This is a genomic window from Mesorhizobium sp. MC2-1-1, from assembly GCF_057597255.1.
This window is the reverse complement of record NZ_CP195205.1, coordinates 1,199,618-1,217,621: the sequence shown is the minus strand read 5'-3', so window position 1 is coordinate 1,217,621 and position 18,004 is coordinate 1,199,618. Positions and strand designations below refer to the sequence as shown.

Below are 18,004 nucleotides of genomic sequence, written 5' to 3'. Positions count from 1 at the left end.
GCGAGGCCGTCTCACTACCATGCGCAAATTCTGGCATCAGTTCTACCATGACCGCCGCGGCAACTATGCCCTCATGACCGCGATCGCCATGGTGCCGCTGATGGGTGCGGTGGCGCTGGCGGTCGACTTCAGCGAGCTCAACCGCCAGAAGCACATGGTGCTGAACGCGCTCGACGCCGCCAATTTCGCGGCCGCACGACGGCTTGCCGAGGGCGCCACGGACGATCAGATCAGAGCCTACGCGGTCGATTTCTTCAACGCCAACCTCAACAATATCGACCCTGCCGACGTGACGCTCAACATCACGCTGCCGACCAACCAGGCCGGCGGCGGCTTGCTCACCATGAACGCCACGCTGAGCTACCATCCCTATTTCTATCCATCGTCCTCGCTGCTCGTCGGCGCATCCGAGGTTGACGCCAAGAAAACGATCAAGCTGGACATGGACTCCCAGGTGCGGCTGAAGAACACGCTGGAAGTGGCGATGGTGCTCGATAATTCGGGCTCCATGGCAACGCCCGGCACCGGTTCGGGGCAGAAGCGCATCGACCTGCTCAAACAGGCTGCAAAGCAGCTTGTCGACACGCTGGCGCAACAGGCGGCGCAGATCAAGCAGATCGACAAGCCGGTCCAGTTCAGCCTCGTGCCGTTCGCGGCCTCCGTCAATGTCGGGCCGGACAACGACAACGCCCCCTGGATGGACGTCTACGGGTTGTCGCCGATCGCCAATGAAAACTTCGACTGGTCGACGCTGAATACTCCCGACAAATACGCCCAGAAGATCAATGGCATCTGGTACAAGAAGGGCACCGGCTGGGGCACCGAGGAAGGCGAGGTGCTGAGCCGCTTCGAGCTGTATCAAGACATGAAGGTGGTGACGAGCCACGAGCGCATCGCCGGCAGCGCGCGCACCGTCTGCGACGCGTATCGGTCCAACCATACCTGCAAGAGCAGCCATACCGAATACGACTACAACGATACCTACGGCCCGTTCGCCAGTTGGCAGGGTTGCGTCGAGGTCCGCCCCTATCCCTACAATGTCGACGACACCCCTGCCTCGGGCGGCCCGAACAATACCGGCATCGGCGTCGGCGATCCGGCGACCATGTTCGTGCCGATGTTCGCCCCCGACGAGCCCGGCAATCACTGGAAGATCACGCAAAACCCGAACGAGGCGAACCCGGTGACCTACGGCGCCGCCAACAGCTGGTGGAACGACAATCCGTCGAGCACCACCGGCAAGACCAGGCAGTCGAACATGGCCAAGTATTTCCAGCCCCGGCCGATCGATGCTCCTCAGCTCAGCTCGGGCGCCGGGCCCAATTACAGCTGCACCACCACGCCGATCACGCCGCTCACCGATGTCACTCAGACGGACGGGCTAGCGGCCATCAAGGCAGCGATCGACCTGATGCAGCCCAACGGCAACACCAACGTGCCCGAAGGCATGGCCTGGGGCTGGCGCACAGTGTCGAGCGCCGCGCCCTTCACCGAGGGCCGTCCCGAAACCGAGCGCGGCAACGACAAGGTCGTCATCGTGCTCACCGACGGCGAGAACACCTATTCGACGGTCAATCCGGATCCGGCAGGCAACAAGTCGACCTATGCCGCACACGGCTATACCGGCGTCGGCTATAACGGCACTTCGGTCACCCGCCTGTTCGGCGGCACATCGAGCGCGATCGGCCAGTTCAACTATTCGTCGAGCAACTATACCGCGGCGATGAACGAGCAAATGGCGAAGCTGTGCGACAACGCCAAGGCCGGCAATATCATGGTGATGACGGTGGCCCTCGACATGTCCTCGACCAGCTCGAGCGACCAGAAGGCGATGGCCGCGCTCAAGACCTGCTCTTCCGACTCCCGTTTCCGCAAGGACCCGACGGACCCCAGCAAGCCGGCCAAGCTGTTCTGGAACGCGACCGGAGCGACGCTTTCCGACAACTTCAAGGAAATCGCCAACGAGTTGTCGAACCTGCGGGTGGTGGGCTGAGGCGCACTGGCGTAAAGGGCAGCTTCGTCAAGCCCTTGCGTGCTTTCGCGCGGCGGCGCAACTCTTGGCCGCTTTCGCGGAGACCCCCATGCCCGACGCCGCCAACCACCTGACTTTCGCGCTGATCTGCCTCGGCATGGTGCTCACGCCCGGGCCGAACATGATCTACCTAATCTCGCGCTCGCTGTCGCAAGGGCCGAAGGCCGGGCTGATCTCGCTCGGCGGCGTGGCGCTCGGCTTCCTGTTCTATGTCGTGTCGGCGGCCTTCGGCATCACCGCGCTCATCTTCGCCGTGCCTTATGCCTATGACGCGCTGCGCTTCGCCGGCGCGCTCTATCTGCTGTGGCTGGCCTGGCAGGCGCTCCGGCCCGGCGGACGCTCGCCCTTCCAGGTCCGCGAGCTGCCGAGGGACAGGCCACGCAAGCTCTTCGTCATGGGGCTGATGACCAACCTGCTCAACCCGAAGGTGGCGGTGCTCTATCTGTCGCTCTTGCCGCAGTTCATCAATCCGGCCAAGGGCCATGTGCTGTCGCAGCTTCTGGTGCTCGGCGTGACGCAGATTTCGATCAGCCTCACCGTCAACGCGATCATCGCGGTGACCGCCGGTTCGATCGCCGCCTTCCTCGCCGGACGTCCGTTCTGGCTGGTCGTCCAGCGCTGGATGATGGGCACTGTGCTGACAGCCCTGGCGCTCAAGATGGCGACCGAGGCGCAACGCTAACTTCAATCCAAGAATGCGGCCGTCTCCTACATCGGACGGCGCACGGGCCGAATCTGCTCCGGTTCTACCACCTTGCGATAGAGGTGCCACGTCGCGTGTCCAAGAATCGGCATGACGATGGCAAGTCCGGCAAAGAGCGGGATTGAACCGACCACCAACAGCAACGCGACTGTCAGGCCCCAAAGCGCCATCTGAAGCGGGTTGACCATCACCGCGCGCGCCGAGGTTTCGATCGCGGAAACGGCGCCGACATCGCGGTCGAGCAGCAGCGGGAAGGCAACGACAGTGGTGGCAAGGACGACAATTGCGAAAACGAGGCCCAGCGCGTTGCCGACGAGGATCAGCGTCCAGCCCTTTCCGGTCGTCAGCACGTCGCGCACGAAAGCGCCGACCGAGGCGGGCGGCTCCGCGCCGAACAGGCTGATGTAGAGAGACTGCGCGGTAAACAGCCACAAAAGGAACAGAGCGAAGAGCAGGATGCCGATGACCGCGATCGACGGCAGCGCCGGCGAATGGCGGACGTCGAGCGCATGCCGCCAGTGGGTGTTCATGCCAAGCTCGCGCCGGCGGCTGATCTCGTAGAGGCCGATGGCCGCGAACGGACCGATCAGCGCGAAACCGGTCATCAACGGATAGACGAGCTGGATGGCGTTCGAACCCGAGCTCCATTGCGTCAGGATCAGGCCGACGATCGGGTAAACCAGGCACAGGAAAACATAGTGCGACGGCTTGGCCCAGAAATCCTCGGCGCCGAGCTTCAGCGCATCCCAAAGGTCAGAAGTGGATACGGGTCGCACCGTGGGCTGCACATGAGCCCCGTACGCATCCGCCATGACATGAAAACCGGCCATAACCGTCCTCCGTTTTATATCGGGGGCGGTCACCGCTTGGGTGGCCGCCCGTGGCTGCCACTTTCAAGAACGCCCGGATGATAACCGGTCTTCCGGGAAAAGTCGCCGCTTCACGCGATTTTCATCGCCTGCCCGGCAAAAGCCATGATCGCGGGTATCAGAGGCCGGATGAACATCCCGGCCACAACTCTCCCCGACCTCAATCGCCGCACGCTGCTCAAGGCAGCCGGCCTCGCGGCGCTTGCCGGCATCGCGGCCTGCAGCACCGTCACGTGGCCGACGGGCGAAGGCGCCGGCGTCTCCTCGTCCGCCACGGCGACGCTGGCCGGTTTTCGAACCGCGGCCGGGCTGCCAGCCCTGGTGCCCGACGCGCAGCTCGAACAGGCGGCGCTGCAGCAGGCCGGCTATATGGCCTCGCGCGAACGCATGAGCCACACGACCGGCTGGGGCAAGGATTTCGCCTCACGCATGAAGGACAATGGCGTGCGCGGCGCCGCGGCCGAAAACATCGCCGAGGGCCGTTTCGACATTGCGAAGCTGTTCGACATCTGGATGCATTCGGACGGACACCGCCGCAACATGCTCGATCCGGATTTCAGCCGCTTCGGTCTCGCCTATGTGCGCGACGGACGCGATCCGGCGCTGCGTTACTGGGCGCTGGTCCTGGGAAGGTAACGACGGCTGGCTGCATAAGGCCGCGACGATGGCGGGCGATATGAATGGCGTGATGAAAAGGTGTCGGTTGAAGCCGACTGAAGATGGCAAAGCCGTCATTACTGTCCCCGTCCTTTTGTACGACGGGCTGGATAAACACCTAACCCCCAATCCACAAAAGGTCCAAAAGGCCGTCCACGTCTATGAACGAGCTTTCGCGATGGCGGTCCAGAGGGCGGGAAATTGTCAAATCGAAAAGGCCAAATACCCTGGTCTCTATCGGTAGATCGCAGGCGCCCTTGTCGCCGCCAGGCTCCTGGACCCCCGGCCATCACCAATTGCTGCGCCAATCCTAGTCCATATGCGCAGCCGGAGCCCCACCCGCCGGCGCCGCTTTCGGCTTGCGGAGCAGGATGACGAACGGGATTGCGGCCAACGTCATCACCATCAGGATTTTGAAGTCGTTGATGTAGGAAATCATCATCGCCTGGGCATTCACGGCGCGGTCGACCTGCGAAAGCGCCGCGGGATCGCCGGCGGCCGCCGCCGGAGACGCGGCCCAAAGGTTCGGGTTGTACGGGTTGATGAAGGCCGACAGTTCGGTGTGATTGATCTGGGTATTGCGCACCATCAGCGCCGCCACCACCGAGACGCCGATCGAAGAGCCCAAATTGCGCACCAGGCTGAAAAGCGAGGTGGCGTCGGTGCGGTAACGCGCGTCGAGCGTGGCAAAGGCGACCGCCGACAGCGGCACGAACACCATGCCCATGCCGAGCCCCTGGACGATACCCGAGGTGATGATCAGCCAGTTGTCCATCTGCGGCGTGAAGCTCGCCATCGTGTAGAGCGACTGCGCGGTGAGCAGGAAGCCGATGGCGACGAGGATCCGCGCATCGATCCGGTGCATGATGCGGCCGACGACCAGCATCGAAATCATCGTTCCGATGCCGCGTGGTCCAAGCACGACGCCAATGGTGACGGTCGGATAGCCGAAGATGTTGGCCAGCATCGGCGGCAACAGCGACATCGAGGCCAGGATCAGCACGCCCATGATGAAAATGAAGCCCAGCCCGGTCACGAAATTTCGGTCGAGGAAGATTTTCGGATCGATGAAGGGATGTTCGGAGGTCACCGTGTGGATGACGAACACCCAGAATCCGGTCAGCGACAAAGCGAGTTCGATCCAGATCTCGGCCGAGTTGAACCAGTCGACCTCGCCGCCGCGGTCGAGCAGAAGCTGCAGCGCGCCGACGCCGAGCGACAGCATGGCGAAGCCGAAGAAGTCGAAACCGCGTATGCGCTTGGCAACGACCGGCAGATAGACGGCCATGCCGAGGAAGGCCAGGATGCCGACCGGCAGATTGATGAAGAACACCCATCGCCAGTTGAAGTTTTCGGTCAGCCAGCCGCCGAGCGTCGGCCCGAGGATCGGCCCCAGCATGATACCGGCGCCCCAGATCGCCATTGCCTGGCCGTGGCGTTCCTTCGGGTTGATGTCGAGAAGGAAGGTCTGCGACAGGGGCACGATCGCCGCGCCGAACACGCCCTGCAACAAGCGGAACAGCACCATCGTCTCGAGGCTCCAGGCGAGGCCGCACAGCATGGAAAAGATGGTGAAACCGACGACGGCGAAGAGGAACAGCTCCTTGCGACCCAGCCGGTCGGCGAGCCAGCCGGTGACAGGCGTCATGATCGCAGCCGCCACGATATAGGAGGTCAGCACCCAATTGATGTTATCGGGCGACGCACCAAGGTCGCCGGTCATCGTCGGCAGCGCGACATTGGCGATCGTGGTGTCGAGCGCCTGCATGATCGTCGCCAGCATCAGCGCGACCGTTATCAGCCCGCGATGCGGCACTTCCTTGAAGGTTTCGGGCATGCTCATGAGGCTGAACTTCCAGCAGTAACAAAACCGTGTATACTTAGGGCCCGATGCAGAAAGGCGTGGAACGGTCTTCGGGCGACATCATGCTCTATCTCTTTGATTTGGAGCCGTATTCAGATTTAATCCGGCTCCAGGTTTCCGGGCGGCAAAGCCTTCCGTTGTGAGACCATCATCGCGGTGGGACGCGACTATCGATGTGGGGGTTACATCGACCGAAAGTCTCTGTTGGAGCGGATGCCTGCCGCCCGGAAACCTGAGGACCGACGGGGCCGTGCCCAGGCCTCAGCTTTCGAACCAGCCGCCATGCGGCTCGTCTTGCTGATCCTTGCCACTCCTCCCGTCTGACCAATCCCCTGAACGTCCGCCGGATAGCGGCGGGCATCGCTGTCGCTACTGCGCTTGCTCTCCCGCCGTGGCGTGACCGAAGATCGACGGCAGGCCGCGCGCCACGCCGGTGTCGACAGTGACGGTGGCGCTCATGCCCGTGCGCAGCGCCATTTTGGCGTCGGGATCGGTCAGTTCCAGGCGCACCGGGATGCGCTGCGTTACCTTGACCCAATTGCCGGTGGCGTTTTGCGCGGGCAGCAGCGAGAACTCCGCGCCCGTCCCGGCGCCGATCGCCTTGACGGTCGCCTCGAAGGTGCGGCCCGGATAGGTGTCGACCACGATCTCCGCCTTCTGGCCCGGCTTCATGTGCGTGAGCTGGGTTTCCTTGAAATTGGCGTCGATCCAGGTGTCCTCGTTCTCGACCAGCGCGAACAGCGGCGTGCCGACGGCTACATACTGGCCGACCTTGAAGGAGGCGGCCTGGTAGATGACGCCGTCAGCCGGCGCTTTCACCGTGGTCTGGGCGAGGTTGTAGGCAGCCTTGTCGCGTGCCGCCAAGGCCGCCATCACGGTCGGGTGCTTGTCGGTCTCGATGTCCGGATTGCCGCCGAGCGCCGCCTTGGCACTGATGATGCCCTGCTGCGCGACGGCCAGCTGCTGCTTGGCCTTGTCGAGGTCGTTGCGGGCCTGGTCGAGCGATGACTTGGCGTTGATGCCCTTCTGGGCGAGATCGGCGGCGCGGTCATATTGCGACTGCGCATATTCGACCTCGCTGCTGGCCGACTTTTCCTGTGCCGTCGCCTGGCTGTAGGCCGCCCGCAGTTGCTCGACATTGAGCCGCGCGCCGGCCACCGCCGCATCGGCCTGAGCGAGCGCGATCTTGTAAGGCTCGGGATCGATGACGAAGAGAAGGTCGCCTTTCTTGACCAGCTGGTTGTCGACGATGCCGACCTGGACGATACGGCCGGCCGAATCGGAGGCGACCGAAATCCTGGCCTGCTGCAGATTGGCGTTCTCGGTTTCCTGATAGCGGCCGCCCGTGACCCAGACATATGAGCCGCCGGCAAGCAGCGCCAGCGGCAGGGCGACCATCAGCAGGAAGCGGCCGAGGCGGCGTTTTTTCTTCGGCGCGGCGCGTGCCGGCTGCGGCTCGGGCGCAGCCGCAACCGTAGCGGCGGCCGGTTTGGCCGGGGCTTCAGCGACCGGCTGCGCGGGCGCATTAACGACCGGCTGCGCCGGCGCATTCAGCTTGGTGACTTTGTCGTCTTCTATCTTGGCTGCCGCGTTCATGCTGCCCGCCCTTCCGAATTCTTGATCTTTTCCAGAGACGACGTCTCGCCGTCGGTCAAATTCTGCACGATGATGTCGAGAACGCGGACCAGAACGCGGCGTTCCTCCGCCGACACGCCGGCCAGCGATTCCTCATAGACTTCGCCGGCCAGGCTCTTGACGTCGGCATAGGCTGCATTTGCCTTGTCGGTCGGAAAGATCATCCGAACGCGCCGGTCCGTCGCGTCCTGGCGGCGTTGGATCCAGCCGCCCTCCTCCATACGGTCGACCAGGCGTGAAACGCTTATCGGCTCGATCTCGAGGAGCTCGGCGAGCCGCGCCTGCGCGACGCCCGCCTCCTTGGCAACGCGGACGAGCAGCCGCCATTGCGCGGAGGAAAGCCCCAACCCACTGGCACGCGCCTCGAAACGCTTGCGCATCAGGCGCTGCACGTCGTGGATCAAGAATCCCAATCTGTCGATACCATCTGAAACCATGAGCGATACATATTATAAGCGTGCTTACTATTCAAGTGGGGGGCTTTGTCCCAAAAGCCCGCAAACCGAGATATCAGGAATGCGATGCATCCATGGTTAGCGCCTGGTGAATTCGCCAATCGGCGAACGGAGGCTGAGCCTGCGGTTTCAGGCGATGCATTCACAGCAAGGCTTCAACCGTCTGAAATCCACTGTGTTTCCTCCCTTACGCTAGCGCCGCTCGGCTCGCTCGTGGTAAAGCTCGCACCGTGGATCGGGGGATCACGCAATGCCGACGCTCTATGCGCTGAAGCCGGCCTTCCAGGACAGACTGCGGCCGCTTGTCGCCCGTCTGGCGGCAATGGGCGTGACGGCCAATTTCATCACCTTACTGGCGGCCGTCCTCTCGATCGCAGCCGGCGCGGCGATTGCGGCGGCGCCCGGCTCGCGCCTGCTTCTGCTGCTCATTCCCCTGGTGCTGTTCGTGCGCATGGCGCTCAACGCGATGGACGGCATGCTGGCGCGGGAGCATGGCCAGGCCTCTACCCTGGGCATGTATCTGAACGAAATCTGCGATGTCGTTTCCGATTCGGCGTTGATCCTGCCCTTCGCCGCCTTTGCGCAATTCAGCCAATGGGGTGTCGTCGCCTTTGCCATGGCAGCCATGCTCGCAGAATTCGCCGGCGTTCTCGGCATCCCCGCAGGCATCGGTCGCAGCTATGCGGGCCCGTTCGGCAAGAGCGATAGGGCGCTGGGGCTCGGCGTGATCGCGGCTCTGTGCGCCGTCGGCCTCTGGCCAGGGGCGCTCGCGCCGTTTGTGTTTCCGGCCATGGCTACGCTTTCGCTGCTAACCGCCATAAACCGGATACGTGCCGGTCTTACAGGCAACTCCGGCTAAGCAGTAAGGCTCGCCATGCCGTCCGAGAAAAACAGCATGCTTCACGAACAGATCGCAGCAGCGTCGGCGGAAAGCTCTGCGCGGCAGGCGCAGGAGCGCAGCTTCCGCAGCTATGACGGCACGGAGATTTTCTACCGTTTCTGGCCAGCGGTTTCCGAGGAGGCCAAGGGCGCGATCGTGCTCTTCCATCGCGGCCATGAGCATGGCGGCCGCATGGCGCATCTGGTCGACGAACTCAGCATGCCCGATTACGCCTTCTATGCCTGGGATGCGCGCGGCAACGGCCGCTCCGCCGGCGAGCGCGGCTACGCGCCGTCCTTCGCGGCACTGGTGCGCGATATCGACTGTTTCATGCGTGAGATCTCCGCCAAGGACGGTTTTGGCGCCCAGGACATCGCGCTCATCGCGCAATCCTTCGGCGCCGTGCTCGCCGCCGCCTGGGTGCATGACTATGCGCCGAAACTGCGCGCCATGGTGCTCGCCTCGCCGGCTTTCTCGGTCAAGCTCTATGTCCCCTTCGCCAAGGAAGGCATTGCGCTGTGGCAAAAGATCAAGGGACGCTTCTTCGTCAATTCCTACGTCAAGGCGAGCCTGCTGACCCATGACCCCGTGCGCATCGCCTCGTTCGAGAACGATCCGCTGATCACGCGTCCGATCGCTTCCAACATACTGGTCGAGCTCTACCAGCATGCGGCGCGCATCGTCTCCGACGCTCGCGCCGTCACCGTGCCGACGCAGCTTCTGCTGTCCGGCAGCGATTGGGTGGTGCGGCACGGCCCCCAGCACGAGTTCTTCGTCAGTCTCGGCAGCCGCGTGAAGGAACGGCATGTGCTGCCGGGCTTCTTCCACGACACGCTGGGTGAGCGCGATCGCGCCAAGGCGCTCGACCTGATCCGGCCGTTCATCGAGGGACAATTCGCGTCGCCGGCCGAAGCCGTCGACCTGAAGCAGGCGGACATCGCCGGTCACACGCGCGACGAGGCCGACAGGCTTGCCTCGCCGCTCGATCTCCTGTCGCCCAGGGGCCTCTATTGGGCCATGAGCCGCTCGTTCATCCGAAGCGGCAGCTTCTTCTCGCGCGGAATGAAGATCGGCGTCGGCACCGGCTTCGATTCCGGCTCGACGCTGGACTATGTCTACGAGAACGAGCCACGTGGCCTCGGACCTATCGGCCGCATTGTCGACCGGACCTTTCTGGACGCCATCGGCTGGCGCGGCATCCGCCAGCGCAAGCTCAACATCGAGGAACTGATCGGCCAGGCGCTGGCAACGCTGAAAGCGGCCGGACGAGCAGGCCACATCCTCGACATCGCCGCCGGCCACGGCCGCTACGTGCTCGACGCTATCGCCAAGTGTCCCGAGCAGCCGGCCAGCGTGAGGCTGCAGGACTATTCCGATCTCAATGTCGAGCTCGGCCGTCAGCTGATCGCCGATCGGCGATTGCCGGCGAGCGTCTCGTTCCGCCGCGCCGATGCCTTCGACGGCGACGGGCTCGCCGCGCTGGACCCGGCTCCCGATCTTGCCATCGTCTCTGGCCTTTACGAGCTCTTCTCGGACAATGCGTTGATAGCCCGCTCGCTCAGCGGCCTGGCCCGCGCCATGCAGCCCGGCAGCCTGCTGATCTACACCAACCAGCCCTGGCATCCGCAGCTCGAAATGATCGCGCGCAGCCTGACCTCGCATCGCGGCGGCCAGGCCTGGGTGATGCGACGGCGCACGCAAGCCGAGATGGATCAGCTCGTCGAGGCCGCCGGATTCGAGAAGCTCGACCAGCGCATCGACCAATGGGGCATCTTCACCGTCTCGCTGGCAAGGCGGGTTTAGGACCGTCCACGCATGCCCGCCAGCGCCGAACCTCCGCCACTTCCAGCGAGCGCAGCCGCCGAGCCCTATGGACGTGTCGCCCTACGGGCGGCGCTATGGCTCGCGTTCCTCGCGCCATTCTTCTATTCGACCTACGGCTTCGCCAACTGGCTGGCGTCGACACACCGATATGTCGGCAGCATCGTCTTCTCGTGGGAGCACCACGTCCCGTTTCTCGCCTGGACGATCGTGCCCTACTGGTCGATCAACCTGTTCTACGCCCTGTCGCTGCTGCTCAACGACAGCACGCAAAGTGTGAACCGGCTGGCCGGTCGCTACCTCGCCGCGCAGGTCGTCGCCGTCTCCTGCTTCATCCTGTTTCCCCTGACCGCCACCTTCGCGCGGCCGGCGACGACCGGCCTGCCGGGCTTCATGTTTGCCGTGCTCGGTGGCTTTGATAAGCCGTTCAACCAGGCGCCGTCCCTGCATATCGCATTGCTGGTGATCATCTGGGATCATTGGCGCCAGCGCCTTTCCGGCCCCCTGCTCACGCTCTGGCACTCCTGGTGCTTCCTGATCGGCGCGTCGGTGCTGACGACCTGGCAGCACCAAGCCGTCGATATCCCGACCGGCGCCCTGCTCGGCTTCTTCGCGTTATGGCTGTTTCCGGCAATGGGCGAGTTGCCCTTCGCCGGTTTTCGCCTCACAGCCGATGCCAAGTCGCGGCGGCTCTCGCTCTACTACGCGCTGGGCGCGGTTCTGGCGCTAGCGGGCGCATCCGTCGGCGCTTTCCTCTCGGCGCTCGCGCTTATCCTTTTGTGGCCGGCGCTTGCGCTGGCCATCGTGGCTTTCAGCTATGCCGGTGCCGGTCCAAAAGTGTTCCAGAAGACGGCGGACGGCCGCGTGTCGCTGGCAAGCCGCATCCTGCTCTGGCCATACCGGCTGGGCGCCAGGGTCAATGTCTGGGCCTGGACGCGCAGGCTACCGCCGACGGTGGCCGTCACCGATGGTGTCTTTCTCGGAAGATTTCCCGGCGCTGGCGAAGCGCAGGCCTTCGGCACGGTGATTGATCTTGCCGTCGAATTGGAGCGGCCTGGCGACACGCCGGGCCGCTGGATCAGCTTTCCCATGCTCGATCTCCTGCCGCCGCCCGTCGGCACGCTCGACCAGGCGGTCGCGGCGATCGAGCCGGCGCGCCGGCGGGGCACCGTGCTGGTCTGCTGCGCACTAGGGTTCCAGCGCAGCGCCACCGTCGTCGCCCGTTGGCTGGTCGCAACCGGCCGCTCGGATACGGCGGCGCAGGCGCGCACGCGGCTCGCCGCGTCCGGCCGGCCAGTGCATCTTCAGGTCGGCCTGGACGGGCCGGCATGAGCGAAGATGCCTATAAGCGCAAGACGGCCGCCTTCGCCGCCATGCTGGTCAAGCAGGCGGCATGGCCGGCCGCGATCGTGATCGCCTTCGACAGCATCGCGCCACTGGTTGCCTCGGCGCGCGGCGCGCTCCATCCGCTGCTTGCGGTGCTGGCGCTTCTCGTCGCGGCGGCGAGCGCCGTCGTGGTGCTCGGGCTCTCGGCGCTTCTCGCCTTCGATGCGCTGCTGTTCCGGCTGATGGCGACGCATGGCGACGAGATATCAGGAGGCGCCGCTGTCGACGACATGCTGAGCCGCATGCGACTCAAACCCGCTTCGCCGACGCCGCGTCCGCTTGACGACCGCATCGCCGGAACGCGCCGCCTGCTTGCCAGGCAGCGGATCGCCGTCGCGGTCTTCGTCGTCGCGTTCCTCAGCGCCGGATTCGGGATGACGAGATGAGCAAGCTTTCGATGCGCACCTACACGCTGTTGCAGACCGTAACCTCGGTCGGCCTCTCGGCGACGGCCTGGGCGGTCACCGGCGTGCGGCCGATCTGGAGCGGCAGCCAGCCGTCCGACCGGCAGCGCATCTATTTCGCCAATCACACCAGCCATGGCGATTTCATCCTGCTCTCGGCCTGCCTAAGCGAGACGGAGCGCGCCAAAACGCACGCGGTCGCCGCGGCCGAATATTGGGGCAAGTCGAGGCTGCGCCGCTTCATCGCCGAGGACATGCTGTCTTCGGTCCTGATCAGCCGGCAATGGACGAGCGAAGCGGAGCACCCGATCTCGATCATGCTTTCCGTGCTCGATCGCGGCCACTCGCTGATCATCTTCCCGGAAGGCACCCGCAACACCACCGACGAGCTGCTGCCTTTTCGTTCCGGCCTCTACAATCTGTCGATGGCGCGGCCCGACGTCGAGCTGATCCCCTGCTGGATCGAGAACATGTCACGCGTGCTGCCCAAGGGCCAGTTCCTGCCGGTGCCGCTGCTTTGCCGCGTCGTCTTCGGCGCCCCGGTCGTTGTGGCGCCGGGGGAGGAACGCCGCGCTTTCCTCCAGCGCGCCCGTGCCGAGCTTCTGGCGCTTAATCCGCGCCCCGACCGAGACGATTGATGCGCCACGAAATCATTATCCTGATCATCGGCCTTTTCGTAGTGCTGAGCACCGCCAGCGTCACCGCCGGCATCCTCTCGATGCGCGCGCCGAAGCCGTTGAGCGCTACGCTCGTCAATCTCACGCAGCGCATCAACGCCTGGTGGGTGATGGTGGCGCTGATGGCGGTCGCCTTCTTCTTCGGCCGTTACGGCATGACCATACTGTTCGCGCTGATCTCGTTCGCGGCGCTGCGCGAATTCGTGACGCTGACACACAGCCGCCGCAGCGACCATTGGGTGTTGCTCGGCATGTTCGGCATCGTCATCCCCTTCCAGTACTGGCTGGTGTGGACCGCCTGGTACGGTCTCTTCGTCATCTTCATTCCGGTCTACTGCTTCCTGCTTATGCCGGCGATCACGGCGCTGCACGGCGACACGGAACGTTTTCTGGAGCGTGTCTCGGCGCAGCAATGGGCGATCATGATCTCTGTCTATTGCGTCAGCCATGTCCCCGCTTTGCTGACGCTCAACGTGCCTCGCTTCGAAGGCCGCAACCTTCTGCTCATCGCCTTCTTGATTATCGTCGTGCAGGGCAGCGACGTCTTGCAATACATCTTCGGCAAGCTGTTCGGAAAACATCGCTTCTCACCTAACGTGTCACCGTCGAAAACCTGGGAGGGGCTGATCGGCGGGTTGGTCGCGTCGAGCCTGCTTGGCGCGCTTCTCGCCTTCATCACGCCGTTCTCGCCGCTGCAGGCCTCGGCCGTCGCCTTCGTCGCTTGCACGATGGGATTTCTCGGCGGCCTCGTCGCCTCGGCGATCAAGCGCGACCAGGGCGTCAAGGACTGGGGCCATCTGATCGAAGGCCATGGCGGCATGCTCGACCGCACCGACAGCCTAGTCTTCGCCGCGCCAATCTTCTTCCACATCGTGCGCTATTTCTGGACGGTCTAGCAGGCCAGTTACCGGCGTCTTGATGCCGCGCGGGGCAAGCGTGTCTGGGGTGACCAAGCCGTCCGGCTTCATGCCGTGGCACCAGCCGGGGAAGACGAAATCCGACTGTGCCGCGACGGGGATGTTTCGGCGTCAGCTCCTGGAACTGACTGCAGGCCACGACCCCGGGATGGCCATCGCGCCGGAACTCGAGCGTTACGGCCCCGGGTTCGACGCGCATACCGGCAATGGTGGGCTTGAGGAGGTGAAAAGGGGAAGCGCTACAGCTCCAAATTCCAGGTCTGGCCGACAAGGTCCTTGCCGAAGGAATGGTGGCGTTCCTCATCGACCAACCGGAATCCCGCCGCCTGATAGATGCGGCGGGCCGAGCCCAGTATATCGTTGGTCCACAACGTCAACGTCCCGTAGCCCTTGGCGCGGGCAAAGGCGATGCATTCGTCGACCAGCCGCCGCCCTATGCCCAGGCCACGCGCCGACGGCTCCACATAGAGGAGCCTGAGCTTCGCCACCTCGGGCGACTTGCGCACGACAAAGACGGAACCAACCACCTCGCCTTCGCGCTCGGCGATCCAAGCGCGCTCCCACTCTGGATCGAATTTCCTGACGAACTCGGCGAGGATCTCGGCGACCAGCGCCTCGTAGGTTCCGTCCCAGCCATACTCCTGCGTGTAGAGCATTCCCTGGCGGCGCGTGACCCAGCCGATATCGCCGACCTGCAGCGGCCGCAGGATGTAGGGTACCTTGGTTTCGGGCCTGTCGCCGAGCAGGTCCCGGATGGTCCGCATGGCCTTGACCAGACGCTCCTGATCGACGGGCGCCAGGCGGCCGAGCAGCGCGCGCACCTGGTCGTGCGAATCCTGGTTGAGCGGCGCGAAGGCTTGCCTGCCCGCCGGCGTCAGCGCGATCGAGGCGCGGCGCGCATCTGCCTCCGTGGCGGCGCGCTCGACCAGGCCGCGTTCCTCGAATTTCTTGAGCAGGCGACTGACATAGCCAGGGTCGAGGCCAAGGTCGCGCACCAGATCGCTGGCGACGAGCCCATCACGATTGGCAAGCTCATAAAGCACCCGCGCCTCGGTCAACGAGAACGGGCTCTTCAGGAGACCTTCGTCGAGCAGTCCGATCTGCCGAGTGTAGAAGCGGTTAAAGGCGCGCACGACATCGATGCGCTCCTTGCCCGGGTGGTCGTGGATGGTCATCGAGTTTCTCCTATCCCGGACAGGAGAAACCATTTAGTTGACTGAGTCAACAAATTCTTGGAGCCGATCGTTACGCAAAGTAGCTCTCACCCCATCGGCAGCACCGGCCAGAACTCCGCGATGCGCCCGCCGGCAAACACCGCAATTGCTCCAAAGTGCTGCAGCACGGCCTCGCTCTGCGTCGGCCGCAGGAAGGCGTAGTCGCCTGGCTTTGCATCCGCTGCGGCCGGCAGGCCCATGAATTGCTGGTTCGAGGACAGGCCGATCAGCCCATTCGCCTTCATGCCCTCGGGAAACACCGGCTCGGCCATCCATTTGCCGCCATAGAGATAGCAGCCCTTGCGCGGAAAGAGGCCGAGCGCCTGCAACGCCCTGGAAAACGCCGGCGGGCCGGGCAGCATCGGATCGAGCGCCTTCAGGATCGGCGTCGCGACGAAGGCCGCCGCCTGGAAGCCTTTCAGGCCTGGCGTATCGAAGTCCCTGGGCAACACGAAGGCCGAGCCGATCGACACTTCGTTGGCGACGCTACCGCCATGCAGCAGCGCCGTTTTGGAGCCACCTATATTGAGAATCTGGCGCTGGTCCGGGCCGAGCGCGGCGGCGAACCCGGCGGCCTTGGCCGAGGCCTGCTTCAGCGCCTTGGCCGCGCCGCCGAACAAGCCCGGTATCTCCGGCGCATGCGCCTCATATGCCATGATGCCTTCGCAGCGCAGACCCTTCGGTATCGTCAACGCCTTGATCTCGGCCGGACTGGAAAAACCGCCGCGATGCAGGCCGACATCCACCTCGAAGGCGAAGCGCAATTCGGTGTCGAGCGCGGCGGCCAAGCCGCCATATTCGGCTAGCCGTTCCGGCGTGTCGATCAGCCAGCAGACACGCGACCACCAGCCCGCGCCGCCCCTGGTCAGCGCGGCCCTGGCGGCGCCGACGGGCATCGGCTTGCCGTAAAGAAGATCGCCGTCCGGAAAAGCATCCAGCACGGCCTGCGTCACCGGCGGATGGAAGGTCATGAAGCGGTCGGTGCCGAGCGCTCTGGCGATATGCGATAGCAGCGGCATGCTAGGCAGTGACTTGTCGACCAGCCGCACGGCAAGGCCTGGCGCCAACCTCTCCTTCACCAGCGCGATATTGCCGTCGAGCCGGTCGCGATCGAGCACAAGGCAAGGCCGAAAAATGTCGGCGGCTTTCAGCGCATCGGACAGAGCGGCGAAATAGGCGCTCATCCTTGGATGCCTGAAGGACTGGGTTCTATGCCGAACAGGCCGGCCATGTAGCGCGACACGAAGCGATTGTCCGGATCGATGTCGCGGCGCACCGCCATCGCATCGTCCCATCGCGGATAGAGTTTTCTGAAATCCGCCGCCTTCAGGCTGTGCATCTTACCCCAATGCGGCCTGCCGCCATATTTGCGGAAGGTCGGCTCGGCGGCGCGCATGAACGGCAGCGGATCGTTCGCCGCGTCGTGGTGGATGGCGATCGAACAGGTCAGCCGCTTGTAGAAGGGCGAAAGCCAGAATTCGTCGGGCGCGACCGAACGCACCTCCATTGGGAAGTAGACTTCCGGAAAGTGCTTCTCCGTCAGCGCGATGATCTCGGCCAGCGCCTTCGGACCCTCGTCGAAAGGCAGGTGGTATTCCATCTCGTTGAATCTGGTGCGACGGTCGCTGACATAGACGTTGAGCCACTCCTGCACATAGTCCTCGGACGGAACTTTCCTGACGGCGCCCTTGATCAGCGTGCGGCGCACGAACGGGAGCCAGCGCAACGCGGTGCGCAGCTTGCGCAAGGTCGCCAGCCCTTCCTCGTCATCCTCGGTCGGTCGCGCCGTCGGCGCTGCGTCGCTGAGATCGCTGGCGATGAACTGCGCATGGTCGGCGAAGGGGATATAGTAGAACTCGGCCGAGCGATGCGCGGCCATCATCTTCTCGAAATCGCGCAGCATTTCGCCGATGGGCAGCACCCATTTGCGGCGACGCAGCCGATAGGTCGCAACGTTGTTCATCGTTACTTCGGTCAGCACGCCGAAGCTGCCCAGCGCGACGCCGGTGGCGTGGATCATGTCCAGGTCGCTCGCCCGGCTGAACTCGCGCAGCCTGCCTTGCCCGTCGACGAGCTGCACCGCCTCCAACTGCGTGTGATAGGCTCCGAGCGTCGGGCCGGAGCCGTGCGTCGCCGTGCCGAGCGCGCCGCCGATGGCCTGCCTGTCGATGTCGCCCATGTTCGGCAGGCCCTGCCCGATGTCCCGCAGGATATGCATCAGGGCGCCCAGTCTCGTCCCCGCCCTCACCCGCGCGCGGTTGTTCGCCGCATCGTGCGAGACCAGCCCTTCGATCTTCTCAAGTGAGACGATGGTACCCGCGGACTGCACCAGCGGCGTGAAGGAATGGCCGGCGCCGGCGACGCGCAGCGGACCTGGCGCCGTGCGCACAAGTTCGGCCAGCTCGGCGGCATCGGCCGGTGTCGCGATCAATTTCGGAGAGGCCGTGACGAAGCCCGACCAGTTGCTCCAGGCGTCTGCCATCTCGATCC

At 64.3% G+C, this 18,004-nt stretch carries 16 protein-coding genes; 9 read left to right on the top strand and 7 right to left on the bottom strand.

All coding sequences use genetic code 11. The features are described from left to right. The first annotated feature begins 19 nt into the window (after positions 1 to 19). Together ACR64R_RS06195 and ACR64R_RS06190 are read left to right on the top strand one after the other, a co-directional pair. A complete protein-coding gene (locus tag ACR64R_RS06195) occupies positions 20 to 1,993 on the top strand; it encodes a TadE/TadG family type IV pilus assembly protein (protein ID WP_487360803.1) in 1,974 nt (657 codons plus the stop codon). A gap of 88 nt (positions 1,994 to 2,081) precedes the next feature. Continuing rightward, positions 2,082 to 2,714: a LysE family translocator gene (locus tag ACR64R_RS06190; protein ID WP_127237283.1), complete on the top strand. Its 633-nt coding sequence runs from the start codon at positions 2,082 to 2,084 to the stop codon at positions 2,712 to 2,714. Positions 2,715 to 2,740: 26 nt separating this feature from the next. Here ACR64R_RS06190 and ACR64R_RS06185 read toward each other — a convergent pair whose 3' ends face one another. Beyond that, positions 2,741 to 3,565 (bottom strand): DUF2189 domain-containing protein, encoded by an 825-nt coding sequence (locus ACR64R_RS06185; RefSeq protein WP_487360802.1) that lies wholly within the window; start codon positions 3,563 to 3,565, stop codon positions 2,741 to 2,743. Positions 3,566 to 3,733: 168 nt separating this feature from the next. Between ACR64R_RS06185 and ACR64R_RS06180 the strand changes: the two genes are divergently transcribed. Continuing rightward, positions 3,734 to 4,240 (top strand): CAP domain-containing protein, encoded by a 507-nt coding sequence (locus ACR64R_RS06180; protein ID WP_487360801.1) that lies wholly within the window; start codon positions 3,734 to 3,736, stop codon positions 4,238 to 4,240. Between the two features lie 331 nt (positions 4,241 to 4,571). On the opposite strand, the gene ACR64R_RS06175 is transcribed toward ACR64R_RS06180, so the two are convergent. The 3 genes from ACR64R_RS06175 to ACR64R_RS06165 all read right to left on the bottom strand — a co-directional run bounded on the left by ACR64R_RS06175 (position 4,572) and on the right by ACR64R_RS06165 (position 8,197). Continuing rightward, on the bottom strand, positions 4,572 to 6,104 hold the full coding sequence (locus ACR64R_RS06175; protein ID WP_487360800.1) for a DHA2 family efflux MFS transporter permease subunit: 1,533 nt from the start codon (positions 6,102 to 6,104) through the stop codon (positions 4,572 to 4,574). A gap of 390 nt (positions 6,105 to 6,494) precedes the next feature. Further along, positions 6,495 to 7,721 (bottom strand): HlyD family secretion protein, encoded by a 1,227-nt coding sequence (locus ACR64R_RS06170; RefSeq protein WP_487360799.1) that lies wholly within the window; start codon positions 7,719 to 7,721, stop codon positions 6,495 to 6,497. Beyond that, positions 7,718 to 8,197, bottom strand: a complete 480-nt coding sequence (locus ACR64R_RS06165) for a MarR family winged helix-turn-helix transcriptional regulator (protein WP_487360798.1) — start codon at positions 8,195 to 8,197, stop codon at positions 7,718 to 7,720. The genes ACR64R_RS06170 and ACR64R_RS06165 overlap by 4 nt, the downstream gene beginning before the upstream one ends. A 268-nt stretch (positions 8,198 to 8,465) precedes the next feature. On the opposite strand from ACR64R_RS06165, the gene ACR64R_RS06160 reads away from it, so the two are divergent. Genes ACR64R_RS06160 through ACR64R_RS06135 form a run of 6 tightly spaced genes read left to right on the top strand, consistent with a single transcriptional unit; the run spans position 8,466 to position 14,279 of the window. Then, on the top strand, positions 8,466 to 9,074 hold the full coding sequence (locus tag ACR64R_RS06160) for a CDP-alcohol phosphatidyltransferase family protein (protein ID WP_487360797.1): 609 nt from the start codon (positions 8,466 to 8,468) through the stop codon (positions 9,072 to 9,074). Positions 9,075 to 9,110: 36 nt separating this feature from the next. Then, positions 9,111 to 10,898 carry a bifunctional alpha/beta hydrolase/class I SAM-dependent methyltransferase gene (locus tag ACR64R_RS06155; RefSeq protein ID WP_487360796.1) on the top strand — a complete coding sequence of 596 codons (1,788 nt, stop codon included), beginning with the start codon at positions 9,111 to 9,113 and terminating at the stop codon, positions 10,896 to 10,898. Positions 10,899 to 10,910: 12 nt separating this feature from the next. After that, positions 10,911 to 12,248, top strand: a complete 1,338-nt coding sequence (locus tag ACR64R_RS06150) for a phosphatase PAP2/dual specificity phosphatase family protein (protein ID WP_487360795.1) — start codon at positions 10,911 to 10,913, stop codon at positions 12,246 to 12,248. Continuing rightward, entirely contained in the window at positions 12,245 to 12,688 is a 444-nt protein-coding gene (locus tag ACR64R_RS06145; RefSeq protein WP_487360794.1) for a hypothetical protein, read from the top strand. Before ACR64R_RS06150 ends, ACR64R_RS06145 begins: the two co-directional genes overlap by 4 nt. Further along, positions 12,685 to 13,344, top strand: coding sequence for a lysophospholipid acyltransferase family protein (locus tag ACR64R_RS06140; protein WP_487360793.1), 660 nt, complete (start codon positions 12,685 to 12,687; stop codon positions 13,342 to 13,344). The genes ACR64R_RS06145 and ACR64R_RS06140 overlap by 4 nt, the downstream gene beginning before the upstream one ends. Next, entirely contained in the window at positions 13,344 to 14,279 is a 936-nt protein-coding gene (locus ACR64R_RS06135) for a phosphatidate cytidylyltransferase (RefSeq protein WP_487360792.1), read from the top strand. The genes ACR64R_RS06140 and ACR64R_RS06135 overlap by 1 nt, the downstream gene beginning before the upstream one ends. Before the next feature lie 260 nt (positions 14,280 to 14,539). Here the strand turns inward: ACR64R_RS06135 and ACR64R_RS06130 are convergent, their stop codons facing one another. From ACR64R_RS06130 to ACR64R_RS06120, 3 genes are all read right to left on the bottom strand, one after another. Beyond that, complete coding sequence (locus tag ACR64R_RS06130; RefSeq protein ID WP_487360791.1) at positions 14,540 to 15,475, bottom strand: bifunctional helix-turn-helix transcriptional regulator/GNAT family N-acetyltransferase; 936 nt, start codon at positions 15,473 to 15,475, stop codon at positions 14,540 to 14,542. Between the two features lie 86 nt (positions 15,476 to 15,561). Beyond that, positions 15,562 to 16,698, bottom strand: a complete 1,137-nt coding sequence (locus ACR64R_RS06125) for an alanine racemase (RefSeq protein ID WP_487360790.1) — start codon at positions 16,696 to 16,698, stop codon at positions 15,562 to 15,564. Further along, positions 16,695 to 17,996 carry a D-arabinono-1,4-lactone oxidase gene (locus ACR64R_RS06120; protein WP_487360789.1) on the bottom strand — a complete coding sequence of 434 codons (1,302 nt, stop codon included), beginning with the start codon at positions 17,994 to 17,996 and terminating at the stop codon, positions 16,695 to 16,697. The genes ACR64R_RS06125 and ACR64R_RS06120 overlap by 4 nt, the downstream gene beginning before the upstream one ends. Positions 17,997 to 18,004: the final 8 nt, after the last annotated feature.